General features: G+C 73.8%; 13 protein-coding genes. 8 read left to right on the top strand and 5 right to left on the bottom strand.

Annotated elements, in window-relative coordinates:
- The first annotated feature begins 156 nt into the window (after positions 1-156).
- The 3 genes from ctaD to WJX68_RS06610 are packed head-to-tail and all read left to right on the top strand — an operon-like array spanning position 157 to position 3,913.
- Positions 157-1,911 (top strand): aa3-type cytochrome oxidase subunit I, encoded by a 1,755-nt coding sequence (ctaD, locus tag WJX68_RS06600; protein ID WP_340287040.1) that lies wholly within the window; start codon positions 157-159, stop codon positions 1,909-1,911.
- The gene (gene serB, locus WJX68_RS06605) at positions 1,911-3,170 is read left to right on the top strand and encodes a phosphoserine phosphatase SerB (protein ID WP_340287042.1); all 1,260 of its coding nucleotides are present in this window, start codon (positions 1,911-1,913) and stop codon (positions 3,168-3,170) included. Before ctaD ends, serB begins: the two co-directional genes overlap by 1 nt.
- A complete protein-coding gene (locus WJX68_RS06610; RefSeq protein WP_340287044.1) occupies positions 3,167-3,913 on the top strand; it encodes a peptidyl-tRNA hydrolase in 747 nt (248 codons plus the stop codon). Before serB ends, WJX68_RS06610 begins: the two co-directional genes overlap by 4 nt.
- Here the strand turns inward: WJX68_RS06610 and WJX68_RS06615 are convergent.
- Both WJX68_RS06615 and WJX68_RS06620 read right to left on the bottom strand, forming a co-directional pair.
- The gene (locus WJX68_RS06615) at positions 3,910-4,326 is read right to left on the bottom strand and encodes an Ohr family peroxiredoxin (RefSeq protein WP_340287047.1); all 417 of its coding nucleotides are present in this window, start codon (positions 4,324-4,326) and stop codon (positions 3,910-3,912) included. The genes WJX68_RS06610 and WJX68_RS06615 overlap by 4 nt on opposite strands.
- A gap of 72 nt (positions 4,327-4,398) precedes the next feature.
- Complete coding sequence (locus WJX68_RS06620; RefSeq protein WP_479692287.1) at positions 4,399-6,450, bottom strand: ATP-dependent DNA helicase; 2,052 nt, start codon at positions 6,448-6,450, stop codon at positions 4,399-4,401.
- 152 nt (positions 6,451-6,602) lie between these two features.
- Between WJX68_RS06620 and WJX68_RS06625 the strand changes: the two genes are divergently transcribed.
- Positions 6,603-7,499: a thioesterase family protein gene (locus WJX68_RS06625; RefSeq protein ID WP_340287049.1), complete on the top strand. Its 897-nt coding sequence runs from the start codon at positions 6,603-6,605 to the stop codon at positions 7,497-7,499.
- Between the two features lie 114 nt (positions 7,500-7,613).
- Here WJX68_RS06625 and WJX68_RS06630 read toward each other — a convergent pair whose 3' ends face one another.
- The 3 genes from WJX68_RS06630 to WJX68_RS06640 all read right to left on the bottom strand — a co-directional run bounded on the left by WJX68_RS06630 (position 7,614) and on the right by WJX68_RS06640 (position 11,881).
- Positions 7,614-8,960: a bifunctional folylpolyglutamate synthase/dihydrofolate synthase gene (locus WJX68_RS06630; protein WP_340287051.1), complete on the bottom strand. Its 1,347-nt coding sequence runs from the start codon at positions 8,958-8,960 to the stop codon at positions 7,614-7,616.
- Between the two features lie 3 nt (positions 8,961-8,963).
- Positions 8,964-10,337 (bottom strand): L-serine ammonia-lyase, encoded by a 1,374-nt coding sequence (locus WJX68_RS06635; RefSeq protein WP_340287053.1) that lies wholly within the window; start codon positions 10,335-10,337, stop codon positions 8,964-8,966.
- 104 nt (positions 10,338-10,441) lie between these two features.
- A complete protein-coding gene (locus WJX68_RS06640) occupies positions 10,442-11,881 on the bottom strand; it encodes an MFS transporter (protein WP_340287055.1) in 1,440 nt (479 codons plus the stop codon).
- Positions 11,882-12,200: 319 nt separating this feature from the next.
- Here WJX68_RS06640 and WJX68_RS06645 point away from each other — a divergent pair, with 319 nt between their 5' ends.
- The 4 genes from WJX68_RS06645 (at position 12,201) to WJX68_RS06660 (ending at position 16,475) form a co-directional block, all read left to right on the top strand.
- Positions 12,201-12,554, top strand: a complete 354-nt coding sequence (locus WJX68_RS06645; RefSeq protein ID WP_340287057.1) for a bifunctional 3-phenylpropionate/cinnamic acid dioxygenase ferredoxin subunit — start codon at positions 12,201-12,203, stop codon at positions 12,552-12,554.
- Positions 12,554-13,720 carry an FAD-dependent oxidoreductase gene (locus tag WJX68_RS06650; protein WP_340287059.1) on the top strand — a complete coding sequence of 389 codons (1,167 nt, stop codon included), beginning with the start codon at positions 12,554-12,556 and terminating at the stop codon, positions 13,718-13,720. Before WJX68_RS06645 ends, WJX68_RS06650 begins: the two co-directional genes overlap by 1 nt.
- Positions 13,721-13,890: 170 nt before the next feature.
- The gene (locus WJX68_RS06655) at positions 13,891-15,228 is read left to right on the top strand and encodes a serine hydroxymethyltransferase (RefSeq protein WP_340287061.1); all 1,338 of its coding nucleotides are present in this window, start codon (positions 13,891-13,893) and stop codon (positions 15,226-15,228) included.
- The gene (locus WJX68_RS06660) at positions 15,225-16,475 is read left to right on the top strand and encodes a sarcosine oxidase subunit beta family protein (RefSeq protein WP_340287063.1); all 1,251 of its coding nucleotides are present in this window, start codon (positions 15,225-15,227) and stop codon (positions 16,473-16,475) included. Before WJX68_RS06655 ends, WJX68_RS06660 begins: the two co-directional genes overlap by 4 nt.
- Positions 16,476-16,482: the final 7 nt, after the last annotated feature.

Genomic DNA, 16,482 nt, shown 5'->3' on the forward strand with positions numbered 1-16,482 from the left:
TACCCTTCGTAGAGCACAATCGGCGAGCGCCGTGCGGCGGACCGGTGTCCACCCTGTGGATCACCCGGCCCGGACGGGCGCCGCTTGCCGGTCGGGAAGTACAGTCCTCCCGTCCGCGAGGACGTGCTCAGGTCAGGCAAGTGCATGGAGGCCCAGGTGACAGCCGTCGAGCCCAAGCCGATCTCGACGCGCCCGTATCCGGCGCGGCGTGAGGGCAAGGGATCCACGTTCCTCAAGATGTTGAGGACGACGGACCCGAAGGACATCGCGATCCTCTACCTGACGACGTCGTTCGGCTTCTTCGCCGTCGGCGGTGTCATGGCGCTGCTGATCCGCGCCGAGCTCGCGCGACCGGAGCTGCAGTTCCTGTCGACCGAGCAGTACAACCAGCTGTTCACCATGCACGGCACGATCATGCTGCTGCTGTTCGCGACGCCGATCGTCTTCGGTTTCGCGAACTACATCGTCCCGCTGCAGATCGGTGCCCCCGACGTCGCGTTCCCGCGGCTCAACTCGTTCTCCTACTGGCTGTACCTGTTCGGCGGGATCATCGTCGTCTCCGGCTTCCTGACCCCGGGCGGCGCCGCGGACTTCGGCTGGTTCGCCTACACCCCGCTGTCGGACGCGGTGCGCTCGCCCGGTCCCGGCGGTGACCTCTGGATCATGGGCCTGGTCGTCTCCGGTCTGGGCACGATCCTCGGTGGCGTCAACTTCGTGACGACCATCGTCTGCATGCGCGCCCCGGGCATGACGATGTTCCGGATGCCGATCTTCACCTGGAACATCTTCATCACCGCGCTGCTGGTGCTGATCGCGTTCCCGATCCTGACCGCCGCGCTGCTGGCGCTGGCCGCGGACCGCCACCTGGGCGCCCAGGTCTTCAACCCGGCCAACGGCGGGGTGGTGCTCTGGCAGCACCTGTTCTGGTTCTTCGGCCATCCCGAGGTCTACATCGTCGCGCTGCCGTTCTTCGGCATCGTGTCCGAGATCTTCCCGGTGTTCTCCCGCAAGCCGATCTTCGGCTACAAGGGCCTGGTCTTCGCGACCATCGCCATCGCGGCGCTGTCGGTCGCGGTGTGGGCGCACCACATGTACGCCACCGGCGCGATCATGCTCTCGTTCTTCGCCTTCACCACGTTCCTCATCGCGATCCCGACGGGCGTCAAGTTCGTCAACTGGATCGGGACCCTGTGGAAGGGCAAGATCACCTACGAGACGCCGATGCTGTTCTCGGTCGGTTTCCTGGTCACGTTCCTCTTCGGCGGCCTGACCGGCATCCTGCTCGCGATGCCGCCGGTGGACTTCCACGTGTCGGACACCTACTTCGTCGTCGCGCACTTCCACTACGTGCTCTACGGCACGATCGTGTTCGCGACCTTCGGCGGGATCTACTTCTGGTTCCCGAAGATGACCGGCCGGTTCCTCGACGAGAAGCTCGGCAAGATCCACTTCTGGCTGACCTTCGTCGGGTTCCACCTGACGTTCCTGGTGCAGCACTGGCTGGGCAACGAGGGCTACCCGCGGCGCTACGCGGACTACCTGCCCTCCGACGGGTTCACCACGCTGAACACGATCTCCTCGATCGGTGCGTTCGTCCTCGGTGCCTCGACGCTGCCGTTCTTCTACAACGTGTTCAAGAGCTACCGGTTCGGGCGGGTCTGCACCGTCGACGACCCGTGGGGCTTCGGGAACTCGCTGGAGTGGGCGACCTCGTCCCCGCCGCCGCGGCACAACTTCACCGAGCTGCCGCGGATCCGGTCCGAGCGCCCCGCGTTCGACCTGCACTACCCGCACCTGGTGGAGAAGGCGCGCGCCGAGGCGCACGTCGGCGGCAAGGCCCACCCGACCGAGGTGCTGGCGCAGAAGGTCGGAGAGGAGTCGCAGCCCGACTCCGACCCCAAGTCCCGGTAGTGCCCACCGACCTCCCCGGTCCGGCCCGGCCCACCGTGCTCGTCACGGTGACCGGGCCGGACCGGCCCGGTGTCAGCTCGGTGCTGTTCACCGCGCTGACCGCGGCCGGTGTGGAGCTGCTGGACCTCGAGCAGGTCGTGGTCAACGGCCGGCTCACCCTCGGCGCCCTCGTCGTCCCCGACGGCGACCCCGAGGACCTGCAGGACTCGGTCGGCTCGGCCATGGACTCGATCGGGATGGCCGTCCACATCGAGATCCAGCGCGACGGCCGGCAGGACGCGCGCCCGCCCTCGACGCACGTCGTCACAGTGCTGGGCCGCCCGATCACGGCGCGCGCGTTCGGTGCGATCGCCGCGGAGCTCGCCGCGGTCGGCGCCAACATCGACTCCATCCGCCGGGTCGCGGACTACCCCGTGACCGGGCTGGAGCTGCTCGTCTCCCCGGTCCCCGAGGGCGACGCCGACGCCTACCCGCCCGGCACCCTGCGCCGCCGTCTCGTGCGGGTCGCCCGCCAGGCCGGCGTGGACGTCGCGGTGTCGCGTGCCGGGCTGGCCCGGCGGAGCAAGCGGCTGATCGTCTTCGACGTCGACTCGACCCTGATCCAGGGCGAGGTCATCGAGATGCTCGCCGCCCGGGCCGGTGCCGACACCGAGGCCGAGGTCCGGCGGGTCACCGAGGAGGCGATGGCCGGCCACCTCGACTTCACCGAGTCCCTCACCCGCCGCGTCGCCGCGCTGAAGGGGCTGCCCGCCTCCGTCGTCGACGAGGTCGCCGCCGAGATCGAGCTGACCCCCGGTGCCCGCACGACGATCCGCACGCTGCGCCGTCTCGGCTACCGCTGCGGCGTCGTCTCCGGCGGGTTCACGCAGGTCATCGCCGGTCTCGCCGGTGAGCTGAAGCTGGACTTCGTCGCCGCGAACCAGCTGGAGATCGCCGACGGGCTGCTCACCGGACGGGTCGTCGGCGAGGTCGTCGACCGGGCCGGGAAGGCGGTGGCGCTGCGCCGCTTCGCCGACGCCCACGAGATCCCGCTCGAGCAGACCGTCGCCGTCGGCGACGGTGCGAACGACATCGACATGCTCTCCACCGCAGGGCTCGGGGTGGCGTTCAACGCCAAGCAGGCGTTGCGCGAGATCGCCGACACCTCGGTGTCGGTGCCCTACCTCGACGTCGTGCTGTTCGTCCTGGGCATCACCCGCCACGAGGTCGAGGCCGCCGACGCCGCCGAGGGCGTGCTCCGCCGGGTCCCGCTGGCGTGACGGCGCCGGTCCTCGACCTGCTCGCGGGCCGCTACGGCGCCGGTGCCCGCGGCCGGGAGATCGCCCCGGAGGCCGACGGCGTCGTGCGCGCCATGCCCGTCGTGCTGCGGATCGAGCGCGACCCGCTGCCGGCCCGCACGCCGCTGCTGGAGGCGGCCGCGACGGCGGCGGTGGCGGTCTGCGCCGACCCGCGCGCCCAGCCGGGCGGCGAGTGGCACGACGCCGTCGCCCCCTGGGTCGACGGGCGCATCCGCAAGATCGCGCGCCGGGCGCGCGGCGCGCACTGGCGCGCGGTCCAGGAGCTGCCCGGGGTGACGGTGCGGGTCGGCGACGCCGAGGCCCGCGCGCTGCTCCCCGGACCGGTCGACGAGGCGCCGAAGGTGGTCTCGCGGCTCCAGATCGGTGGCACCGAGCTGCCCGCCGACGAGCCCGGCGCCCCCGACCCCGGCGCCCCGCTGGTCCTGCTGTCCCCGTACGCGCCGATGACGGTGGGCAAGGCCGCCGCCCAGGTCGGGCACGCCACGATGCTGCTCGCCGCCGCGGCCGGCTGGCCGGTGGGCCCGGTGCCGGTCTGCGCGGTGCGGACCGCGACCCCCCGGGACTGGGCGCGGCTGTGCCCGGCCGCCGACGACGGCACCGGCGGGGTGGTCGGCGTCCGCGACGCGGGGTTCACGGAGGTGGACCCGGGCACGATGACCTGCCTGGCCCTGCCCCGTGCCGGGTACGCCGCGCCCGGCCGCTAGACCGTCGCGGTCAGCGTGACCTCGACGTTCCCGCGGGTCGCCTTGGAGTAGGGGCACATGGTGTGCGCCTTCTCGACCAGCTCGTCGGCCGCGGACTGCTCCAGCCCGGGCAGGTGCGCGGTGAGGTCGGCGGCGACGTGGAAGCTGACGTCGTCGGGCTGCAGCTGGATGGTCGCGGTGACCTCCGAGCCGTCGGGGAGCGCCGTCCTCGCGGCGCGGGCGGCGAGACCCAGCGCCCCGTGGAAGCACGAGGCGTACGCGGCGGCGAACAGCTGCTCGGGGTTGGTGCCGCCACCGGGCCCGCCGAGCTCCGGCGGCATCTTCAGGTCCTGGTCGATGAAGCCGTCGTCGGTGCGGATGCGGCCGTCGCGGCCGCCGCCCGAGGAGGTCGCCTCGGTGGTGTAGTTCGCCATGGGTGCGCTCCCTCGATCGTGATCAGTTGCGCACAACGTAACGAACCGGCAACGGCGGCGCAGCGCGGGACGTCAGGACGCCTCGCGCAGCCGGCGCAGCGCCCCGTGGACCTTCTCCCGGTCGGTGGTCTCCCAGAACGGCGGCAGGCTGGCCCGCAGGAACCCGCCGTAGCGCGCGGTCGCGATCCGCGGGTCCAGGATCGCCACGACCCCGCGGTCGTCGGTGGCGCGCAGCAGCCGTCCGGCGCCCTGGGCGAGCAGGAGCGCCGCGTGCGTCGCCGACACCGACAGGAAGCCGTTCCCGCCGCGCGCGTCGGTAGCCTTCTGCCGGGCCGCGACGAGCGGGTCGTCCGGGCGCGGGAACGGGATCCGGTCGATGATCACGCAGGACAGCGACGGGCCCGGCACGTCGACGCCCTGCCACAGCGACAGCGTGCCGAACAGCGAGGTCTCCGGGTCCTCGGCGAACCGTTTGACCAGCAGCATCGTCGAGTCGTCGCCCTGGCACAGCAGGGGAGTGTCGAGCGTGCCGCGCAGCGCCTCGGTGGCCTGCTTCGCCGCCCGGGTGGAGGAGAACAGGCCCAGCGTGCGGCCCCCGGCGGCGCGGACGAGTCCCTCGATCTCCTCCAGCGTCTCCGGCGCGAGGCCGTCGCGGCCGGGGCTGGGCAGCCGCCGGGCGAGGTAGAGGATCCCCGACTTCGCGTGCGCGAACGGCGAGCCGACGTCGAGGCCCTGCCAGCGCGGCGCGTCCGGGTCCTGCACGGGGCCGTGCCCGGTGTCCTCCGGTGTCGCGCCCTGGGGCGACGGGGCCGAGGCGGGCAGCCCCCACTGGCGGGCCAGCGCGTCGAACGACCCGCCCAGGGCCAGCGTCGCCGAGGTCAGCACGGTGGTCCGGGTGTTGAACAGCCGCTCGCGCAGCAGCCCGCCGACCGACAGCGGCGCGACCCGCAGCACCTTCTGACGGGAGCCGTCCGGACCCTGCTCACCCAGCCAGACGACGTCGCGGCGCCGGGCCGGGTCGGTCTCGGAGAACGTCTCCAGCAGCCGTGCCGCGGTGTCGACGACCTCGTCGAGCACGGCCTGGGCGAGCTTGCGGGCGGCCGCGCCCTCGGGGTCGGCGTCGTCGGAGCGCTTGTTCGCACCCATCGCCTGGCGGCACGCCGCCCCGGCGGACAGGATCGCGTTCAGCGCGCCCGCGGCCGCGGGGGACAGCGACTCCCAGCGCCCTGGCGCGACGTCCTCCAGCACGGCGGCGAGGCCCTCGCCGGACTCGGCCAGCCGGTCGGCGGTGTCCTGGTCGACGAGCTTGCCGCAGCGCCGGGCCGCGGTCGCGACGGTGCCCGCGGTCAGCTCCGCGGTGGCCGCGCCGGTGACCCGGTCGACGAGCTCGTGCGCCTCGTCGACGATCACCACGTCGTGCTCGGGCAGCACCTGCGCCTCGCCCATCGCGTCGATCGCGAGCAGCGCGTGGTTGGTGACGACGATGTCCGCCCGCCCCGCCTCGGCCTTCGCCTTCTCGGCGAAGCAGTCCTCCCCGACCGGGCAGCGGCTCGCGCCGAGGCACTCCCGCGCCGTCACCGACACCTGGCGCCACGCGGAGTCCGGGACCCCGGGGACCAGCTCGTCGCGGTCCCCGGTCTCGGTGTCCGAGGACCACTCGTGCAGCCGCTTCACCTGCCGCCCGAGCGCCGAGACGGCGAACGCGTCGAACAGCTGCTCGTCGCCCGGATCATCGTCCATGTCGCCGTGCAGCTTGTTCATGCACAGGTAGTTCCGCCGCCCCTTGAGGATGGCGAAGGTGGGCTCGCGGCCCAGCACCGTCTTCAGGCTCTTCGCGACCCGCGGCAGGTCCCGGTCCACGAGCTGGCGCTGCAGCGCGATCGTCGCCGTCGAGACGACGACGGTGGTGTCGCGGGCGATCGCGTGCCGGATCGCGGGCACGAGGTAGGCCAGCGACTTCCCGGTGCCGGTGCCCGCCTGCACGGCCAGGTGCTCCCCGGACGACAGCGAGCGGCGTACCGCGTCGGCCATCCGGTCCTGGCCCTCGCGGCGGGACCCTCCGACGGAGGAGACGGCCACCTCCAGCAACTCGTGCACGCCGGGGAGGTCCTTCACGGCGAGCAGGCTACCGAGCACCCCCGACGGTCCCGCCCGGCGGCGCCCGGCCGGCACCACGGGCCGCGCCGGTGCCGCACGGGAGCCGGTGCGTCGGACACCACGTGTGACATCGGGCGGCCGGGCGGCGGTGAGCGGCGACACAGCGTCACGATGGAGGGGTGACAGCCACCATCACCACGCAGAACGCGACGGTGCCCGAGCCCGCGGACTTCCCGGTGCTCATCGAGCACGAGGCCCGCTACGCCGACCTCGACCCGAGCCGCCGCATCGGGCGCGACGCCCTGGTCCGCTGGTTCGAGGACGCCCGCGTCGCCGTCGAGCGCGACACCTTCGGCGCCGACCTGGTCGCCCGCCTGCAGTCCCGGGTGCGGCTGCTGCTCGCCGCGATCCGCGTCGACGTGCTGGCCCCGCTGCGGGTCGCCGGGTCGTACCGGATCGGTGTCGGGGTCAGCCACGTCGGCACCACGTCGTTCTCCTACCGCTACGCCGTGTTCGCCGGCGACGAGTGCGTCGCCACCGGCGAGTCGACGTCGGTGCACACCGACGGCACCGCACCCGCCCCGCTGGGCGACGAGGTCCGCGGCGCGCTCACGACGCTGCGCATCGGCGCCCCGGCCCCGGTCCGCCCGGAGCGCGGCGCGGAGCGCGCGGTCCGCGAGAACTACCCGTTCCGCTGGGACGTGCGCACCCGCTTCACCGACCTGGACACCAACCGCCACGTCAACAACGTCGCGCTGGCCTCCTGGTACCTCGACGGCCTCGCCGAGCTGCACTCCGACGTGCTCGGCTACCCGACCGGCGGCCCGCTCGACGGGCTGTCCCCGTCGTCGCTGTCGGTGCAGTACCTGTCCGAGGTGCACTACCCGGGCATCTACCAGATGCGCGTCGCCGTCACCGACATCGGCGAGGACACCGTCCGCTACGTCTGCGGGCTGTTCACCGAGCGCCGGCTCATCGGTCTCGCCGAGGCCGAGGGCTTCCACCACGCCCCGGGCGAGGGCGGCGACGCCGTCCGCCTCGCCGAGAAGCTCGCCCCGTTCCGCTTCCAGGGCTGACCCGCTCCCGGTCCCGGCCGGCCCACGGCCGGGCCGGTTCCGGGAGGGCCACCTGGGTCCGGTCGGCCGGCGACCGCGGGCCGTCGACGTCCACGAACACGTCCCCGGTGATCGTCATGCCGGCTGCCCCTCGGGGACGGCCGCGCGGTCCAGCCGCGACCCGACCGCGCCGGGCAGCCGGAACGACCCGGCCACCACGACGGGGTCACCCCCGCCGGTCGTCAGGGCGTGGTCGACGGCGTCGGCGGGGTCCGCGACCGCGACGGCCGGCACCCCGGCCGCCCTCGCGGCCGCGGCGACCTCGGACGGGCTCCAGTGCCGCGAGGCGTGCCGCCCGCCCGGCAGCCCGGTCGCGACGACCCGGGCCGCGGCCCCGGCGACCGCCCGGACGGCCTCGCCCAGGTCCTTGTCCCGGGCCAGCGCCAGCACCCAGGTCACCGGGCGTCCCGGGTGGGTCTCGGCCACCGTGGTGGCCAGCGCGGACAGCTTCAGCGCGTCGTGCGCGCCGTCGAGGACCACCGGGGTGCCGTCGACGGTGCGCCGCTCGAACCGCCCCGGCAGCGAGGTCAGCGCCAGCCCCTGACGGACGGCGAGCGGGTCGAGCGTCCAGCCGTCGCGCCGGGCGATCACCGACACCGCGTGCAGCGCCAGCACCGCGTTCCCGGCCTGGTGCCTGCCGTGCAGGCCCAGCGGCACGTCCGACCATCCGGCCAGGTCCACCGTGGTGCCCGCCGGACCGGTCCGGGCCGGCGCGGCCGCGGCGGCGACGTCCACGACGTCGAGCAGGGTGTCGCGGAACGCCGCCTCCCGGGCCACCGCGGCGTCGGTCTCGGGGCCGCCGCGGGCCAGCACCGCGCGGCCGCCGACCGGCAGGATCCCGGCCTTCTGCGTCGCGATCTCGCCGAGCGTGCTGCCGAGCAGGTCGACGTGGTCCAGGCCGATCGCGGTGAGCACGGCCAGCTTGTCCGGCCGGGCGACGACGTTCGTCGGATCCAGCCGGCCCCCGATGCCGGTCTCAACGACGGCGTAGTCGGCCCGCCCGGCGACGGCGGCGAACCCGAGCGCGGTCACGACCTCGAAGAACGAGCAGCGCTCGCCCCGGCGCGCCTCGACCGTGGCCACCGAGCGCGCGACGGCGGCGAGCCGGTCGTCGAGCACGTCCGCGCGGACCGGCAGGTCACCGATGCGGAAGCGCTCGCGGACGGTGTAGACGTGCGGCGAGGCCTGCACGCCCACCCGGAACCCGTGTCGGGTCAGCAGCGACGCGACGAACGCGCACACCGACCCCTTGCCCGCGGTCCCCGCGACGTGCACGGTCCGCACGGCCTCCTGCGGATCGCCCAGCCCGGCCAGGACCTCGCGGGTGCGGTCCCGGGGCGCGTCGGGTGCGGTGCCGTTCCGGCGCCCGGTCGCCGGGCGCGACAGCAGGAACCGCTCCAGCTCGTCCTGGTCGGCGAACACGGCTCAGCACTCGACGATGTTCAGCGCGAGACCACCGCGGGCGGTCTCCTTGTACTTGTCCTTCATGTCCGCGCCCGTCTCCCGCATCGTCGTGATGGCCTTGTCCAGCGAGACGTGGTGCACCCCGTCGCCGTGCGCCGACATCCGCGCCGCGGTGATGGCCTTGATCGAGGCGACCGCGTTGCGCTCGATGCACGGGATCTGCACCAGCCCGCCCACCGGGTCGCAGGTCAGGCCGAGATTGTGCTCGATGCCGATCTCCGCGGCGTTCTCGACCTGCTCCGGGGTGGCGCCCATGATCTCGGCGAGCCCGGCGGCGGCCATCGCGCAGGCCGACCCGACCTCGCCCTGGCAGCCGACCTCGGCGCCGGAGATCGACGCGTTCTCCTTGAACAGCAGCCCGACCGCGCCCGCGGTGAGCAGGAACCGGACGACGGAGTCGTCGTCGAAGCCGGGCAGGAAGCGCTCGGCGTAGTGCAGCACGGCCGGGACGATCCCGGCGGCGCCGTTGGTGGGGGCGGTGACGACGCGCCCGCCCGCCGCGTTCTCCTCGTTGACCGCCAGTGCGTAGAGCGTCACCCACTCCATCGCGTGCAGCGCGTCCGGCTCGCCGGTCGCGGCCTCCAGCCGCTCGCGCAGTGCCTTCGCCCGGCGCCGCACCTTCAGCCCGCCGGGCAGCGTGCCGCCGGTGCGGGTGCCGCGCTCGACGCACTCCTGCATCACCGACCAGATGTGCAGCAGCTCGCCGCGCACCACGTCCTCGGTGCGCCGGGACAGCTCGTTGGCCAGCATGACCCCGGAGATCGACAGCCCGTGGGCGCGGGTGAGGCCGAGCAGCTCGTCGCCGGTGGTGAAGGGGTGGGCGACCGGGGTCGCGTCCTCGACCAGGACGGGGCGCCGCGCCTCGTCGGAGTCGAGCACGAAGCCGCCGCCCACCGAGTAGTACTCGCGCCTGTCCAGGACGGCGCCGTCGGCGTCGAAGGCCTGCAGCAGCATGCCGTTGGAATGGAAGTCGAGCCGGCGGTCGCGGTGCAGCACCACGTCGTCGTCGGGGGCGAAGGTGATCTCGTGGATCCCGCCGAGGCGGATCCGGCGCCCGGCGCGGACGTCGGCGACCATCGGGTCGGCGCCGACCGGGTCGACGAGGTGCGGCTCGTGCCCGGCGAGCCCGAGCACGACGGCCTTGACGCTGCCGTGGCCGTGCCCGGTCGCGCCGAGCGAGCCGAACAGCTCGACCCGCACCGACGCCGTCCGTGGCAGGTCGCCCGAGGTCCGCAGGCGCCCGACGAACCGGGACGCGGCCCGCATCGGGCCCACGGTGTGCGAGCTGGACGGACCGATCCCGACCGAGAACATGTCGAACACGGAGATGCTCACGGTCGCTCCGTCCCACGCCGGGCTCTGGTCACGGCAGCGATGTTAGATTGATATATCAATGGTGCCAAGAGGGCCGTGCCGGGCCGGGGTCGCAGGCGACGGGGTCAGCGCGTGTGGTCGTAGGGCTGCTCGAGGGGTACGCCGTCGGGCGAGAGCGGGGGCGGGGGCAGGTCCGCGCTGGAGGTCAGCGGGGCGGCGCCGGCCAGCGGGCTGCCCGCGGTCTCGGGCAGGAACACCACGCCGACGACGCCGACCAGCCCGGCCGCGATCAGGACGTACCCGGGCCAGTCGAGGTTGCCGGTCGCCGTCACGGCCGTCTCGATCAGCGTCGGCGCGGTGCCCGCGAACAGCGACACCGACAGGTTGAACACCACGCCCAGGGCGCCGTAGCGGACCATCGTCGGGAACTGGGCGGGCAGCGTCGAGGGGAGCACCGCGGCGAACCCGACCAGCACCGCGCCCAGCATCGCCAGGCCGACGATCTGCCCCACCGCGCCGTCGCGCATCAGCCACACCGCGGGCAGGCCCACCACCACCAGGGCCAGGCTCGCGGTCATCAGGACGGGTCTGCGGCCCACCCGGTCGCTGAGCCGCCCCACCCCGGTGATCACGCACAGCATGCCGAGCATGACCGCGACGAGCATCGCGCCGGTCGCCGCCCCGGACGCGCCGAGCCCGCCGTGCCGCGGGAGCGTCCCGGTCAGGTAGGTGGGCATGTAGTTGGTCAGCACGTAGTGGGTGACGTTCCAGGCGACGACCAGCGCCGCGGCCACCAGCGCGGGCGTGCGGTAGCGCTGGAGCAGGATCTGCATGGCCCGCCGGTAGGGCATCGCCGCGAGCGCGGGGGAGCGCTCCATCAGCTGGCGGAACGCGGGGGTGTCCTCCAGGCGCATCCGCAGGTAGATCCCCGCGATCCCGAGGGGCAGCGCGAGCAGGAACGGGATCCGCCATCCCCAGGCGAGCAGGTCCTCCTCGGGCAGCACCGCGACCAGCGTCCCGCAGATGCCCGCGCCGAGGGTGTAGCCGGTGATCGTGCCGAACTCCAGCCAGCTGCCGAAGAACCCGCGCCGGCGGTCCGGCGCGTACTCCGCGACCAGCGTGAGCGCGCCGGTGTACTCCCCGCCCGCGGAGAAGCCCTGCAGCATCCGGATGAGCAGCACCAGCAGCGGCGCGGCGATCCCGGCCGTCTCGTAGGACGGCACGACGCCCAGCGCGAGCGTCGCGACGGTCATCAGCAGGACCGTGAAGGCGAGGACCCGGGTGCGGCCGATCCGGTCCCCGAGCGGGCCGAGGACGAACCCGCCGAGCGGGCGGACGACGAACGCGGCCGCGAACGTCGCGAGCGTCAGCACCAGCGACCACTGGCCGGCCTCCGGGAAGAACACCCGGTTGAGCACCACCGCGGCCAGGAAGGAGAAGAGGCCGAAGTCGTACCACTCGGCGACGTTCCCGACCGATGCCGCCGCGGCCGCCCGCCGGACCGTGCGCTCCTCCTCGACCGCGACCGGGCCGCGGCGCCGGGGCCTGCGCGGTCCGTCGGTCATGGGTCTCCCTCGGGTCGTACGGCCGTGTGGGGTGGCCACGCCGACGCGGCGACGCGGTCGCCACACCACCATTCTCGCGGTCGTGGTGTCACGTGTCCATGAGTGATATATCTTTCGTCGACATATGGCCCGGACTGTGCCGGTGCCGGTTCCGGGGCCCTCCGGTCACCGGCGACGGCCGCTCACATTTCCACGTCGTGACACCGCCGGACTCCTCCGCCCGGCCGGCGAACTGCCCGTTGACGGCGGCGACCTGCGGCCTCACCATTCGGTTGCGCATGGCATGGCGAGTTTCACGATAGGCAACAGTGGAGGAAGCATGATCTTCGTGGGCGAGCTGTCCGACATCCCCGTCGGGGAGTCCGTTCGTGTCCAGGGCACGGTGCCGATCGCCGTCTTCAACGTCGACGGCGAGCTGTACGCCATCGACGACACGTGCACCCACCAGGACGCCTCGCTGTCCGACGGATGGCTCGAGGACTGCGCGGTGGAGTGCCCGCTGCACGCGGCCTGTTTCGACCTGCGGACCGGCATGCCGAGCGGCCCGCCCGCGAAGACGCCCGTCCGCACGCACCAGGTGGTGATCGCCGACGGTGCGGTCCACGTCGTCGAGTCGGTCCCCGCCTCCGGTGCCGCGACCGGCGCCCGGCCGGGTGTACGGGCCGGCACCTGATGCGCGACGTCACGGTCGTCGGCGCCTCGCTCGCCGGACTCGCGACGGTGCGCGCGCTGCGCGCGCAGGGGTTCGCCGGGAGGGTGACGGTGGTCGGCGACGAGAAGCACGCCCCCTACGACCGCCCCCCGCTGTCCAAGGAGTTCCTCGCCGGGACCTGCGACGAGGACGCCATCGCCCTGAGCGGGGAGGACGACGACGCCCTCGACGCCGACTGGCGCCTCGGCCGGACCGCGCTCGCCCTCGACGGCCCGGGCCGGGTCGTCACCCTCGACGACGGCTCCACCCTGTCCGCCGACGCCGTCGTCCTCGCCACGGGTGCCCGTGCGCGGAACCTGCCGGGTGAGCTGCCCGGTGGCGTGCACACCCTGCGCACCCTGGACGACGCCCGCGCCCTGCGCGCCGACCTCGTCCCGGGCCGGCGGCTGGTGGTGGTCGGCGCCGGGTTCGTCGGGGCCGAGGTCGCCTCGACCGCGCACGGGCTCGGCCTGGACGTCACGATCGTCGAGGCCGCGCCGGTGCCGCTGGCCCGCGCGCTCGGTGCGGAGATGGGCACCGCCTGCGGCCGGCTGCACGCCGCCGCCGGGGTGGCGCTGCTGCTCGGGACGGGGGTGGCCCGGCTCGCCGGCTCGCCGCGGGTCACCGGCGTCGAGCTGACCGACGGCCGCGAGCTGCCCGCCGACGTCGTCGTGGTCGGGATCGGCGCGATACCGAACGTCGAGTGGCTCGACGGCTCCGGCCTGGAGCTCGACGACGGCGTGGTCACCGACGCCGCGGGCCGCACCGGCCTGCCCGGGATCGTCGCGGTGGGGGACTGCGCCAGCAGTCACCGGGACTACACCGGGAGCCGCCTGCGGCTGGAGCACTGGACCAACGCCCTGCAGCAGCCGGTCGTCGCGGCCGCGGCGCTGCTCGGTACCGGGCACGCGCTGCCCGCGCACCACGCCGTGCCCTACTTCTGGTCCGACCAGTACGGGCACAGCATCCAGTTCGCCGGGCACCGGGCCGCCGACGGCTCGGTCCGGATCGACGACGGGGACCCCGGGGGCGAGGGCGGCTTCCTGGCGGTGTTCCTCGACTCCGCGGGCGGGGCCGTCGGCGTGCTCGGCGTCGACCGCCCGCGGCCGTTCGGACGGCTGCGCCGGGAGCTCGCCAGGCGGCTCTGACCCCGGTCGTGCCCCGGCGGCGCAGGTCCCGGTGCGGACCTGCGCCGCCGGCGTGTCCGGGCCGTGCGTGCGCACCTCGACGAGCCCCTTGACCTGCCGGGACCGCCGTGCGACGCTGAACGAGGACAGTTGATATATCAGTCTGGTGGGTAAGATATCTGGAGGTGCCCATGACGACGTTCGCCGTGGATCGGGGTCCGTCGGACGGTGCGACGCGGGTCCTCGACAGGACGCTCGCCGAGACCGACCCGGAGGTGCACGCGGCCGTCGCCGCCGAGCTGGGCCGCCAGCGCGGCACCCTGGAGATGATCGCCAGCGAGAACTTCGCCCCGCTGGCCGTGATGCAGGCCCAGGGCTCGGTGCTCACCAACAAGTACGCCGAGGGCTACCCCGGCCGCCGCTACTACGGCGGCTGCGAGCACGTCGACGTCGTCGAGCAGCTCGCGATCGACCGCGTGACGGCGCTGTTCGCCGAGAGGAGCGCAGGCGGAACGAGCCTCGGCGCCGCCGGCTACGCCAACGTCCAGCCGCACTCCGGCGCGCAGGCCAACGCCGCCGCCATGGCCGCGCTGCTCGACCCGGGCGACACGATCCTGGGCCTCGACCTGGCCCACGGCGGGCACCTCACCCACGGCATGCGGCTCAACTTCTCCGGACGCCTCTACGACGTCGCCGCCTACCACGTCCGTGCCGAGGACCACCGCGTCGACATGGCCGAGGTGGAGCGCCTGGCCCACGAGCGCCGCCCGAAGCTGATCATCGCCGGCTGGTCGGCCTACCCGCGGCAGCTGGACTTCGCCGCGTTCCGGCGGATCGCCGACGCGGTGGACGCGTACCTGATGGTCGACATGGCGCACTTCGCGGGCCTCGTCGCGGCCGGGCTGCACCCGTCGCCGGTGCCCTACGCCGACGTCGTCACGAGCACCACGCACAAGACCCTGGGCGGCCCGCGCGGCGGCATCGTCCTGGCCCGCGCCGAGCACGCCAGGAAGCTCAACTCCCAGGTCTTCCCGGGCCAGCAGGGCGGCCCGCTGGAGCACGTGATCGCGGCCAAGGCCGTCGCGTTCAAGCTCGCCGGCGAGCCCGCGTTCGCCGAGCGCCAGCGGCGGACCCTGGAGGGGGCGCGGATCCTCGCCGAGCGGCTGCTGGCCGAACCCGGCATCGGGGTGGTCTCCGGCGGCACCGACGTCCACCTGGTCCTGGTCGACCTGCGCGACTCCGAGCTCGACGGCAAGCAGGCCGAGGACCGGCTGCACCGGGTCGGCATCACCGTCAACCGCAACGCCGTCCCGTTCGACCCGCGCCCGCCGATGGTGAGCTCCGGGGTGCGGATCGGGACCCCCGCGCTGGCCGCCCGCGGCTTCGGCGCCGAGGAGTTCACCGAGGTCGCCGACGTCGTCGCCCGCGCCCTGCGCCCCGCCGCCGGCGACGCCGAGCTCGACGGGCTGGCCGCCCGCGTCACCGCCCTCGCCGACCGCCACCCCCTCTACCCGGAGCTGACGGCATGAGCACCACCCCTCCCGGCGCGCACCTGCCCGAGCACCCCGACGCCCTGTGGCGCAACCCCGAGCCGAAGCGCTCCTACGACGTGGTGATCGTCGGCGGCGGCGGGCACGGCCTGGCCACCGCGCACTACCTGGTGAAGAACCACGGGATCACCGACGTGGCGGTGCTGGAGAAGGGGTGGCTCGCCGGCGGCAACATGGCCCGCAACACCACGCTGATCCGCTCCAACTACCTCCTGGACGAGTCGGCCTTCGTCTACGAGCACGCGCTGACGCTGTGGGAGGGGCTGGAGGAGGACCTCGGCTACCCGATCCTGTTCTCCCAGCGCGGCGTGCTGAACCTCGCCCACACCGAGCAGGACGTGCGCGACTCGGTCCGCCGGGTCGAGGCGAACAGGCTCAACGGGATCGACGCCGAGTACCTCGGCCCCGACGACGTCGCCAAGATCTGCCCGATCGTCAACGTCTCGCACGACATCCGCTACCCGGTGCTCGGCGCGACCTACCAACCCCGGGCCGGCATCGCCAAGCACGACTACGTCGCCTGGGGCTTCGCCCGCCGCGCCGACTCCGCCGGCGTCGACCTGATCCAGGACTGCGAGGTGCTGGACTTCCTCACCGAGGGGTCGGTGGCCGACGGCACCGCGAGGGTGACCGGGATCCGGACCAGCCGCGGTGACATCGCCTGCGGGCAGGTCGCGCTCTGCGCGGCCGGGCACACCTCGACCCTGCTCGACCGGCTCGGCGTCGACACCCCGCTGCAGTCGCACCCGCTGCAGGCGCTGGTGTCCGAGCTGCTGGAGCCGGTGCACCCGACGATCGTCATGTCGAACGCGGTGCACGTCTACGTCTCCCAGGCGCACAAGGGCGAGCTCGTGATGGGGGCCGGCGTCGACTCCTACAACGGCTACGGCCAGCGCGGCGCCTTCCACATCATCGAGCGCCAGATGGCCGCCGCGGTCGAGCTCTTCCCGGTGTTCGCGCGGGCGCACCTGCTGCGCAGCTGGGCGGGCATCGTCGACGTCACCCCGGACGCGTCGCCGATCGTCGGGCGCACCCCGTACGCCAACGTGCTGGTCAACTCCGGCTGGGGGACCGGCGGCTTCAAGGTGACGCCCGGCCTGGGCTGGTGCCTGGCCCACACCATCGCCACCGGCGAGCTGCACCCGCACATCGCCCCGTTCTCCCTCGACCGGTTCGTCACCGGCGCGCTCGTCGACGAGCACGGCGCCGCCGGCGTCGCCCACTGAGCCGCAG

It is taken from the genome of Pseudonocardia spirodelae (genome assembly GCF_037727765.1).
GTDB lineage: Bacteria > Actinomycetota > Actinomycetes > Mycobacteriales > Pseudonocardiaceae > Pseudonocardia > Pseudonocardia spirodelae.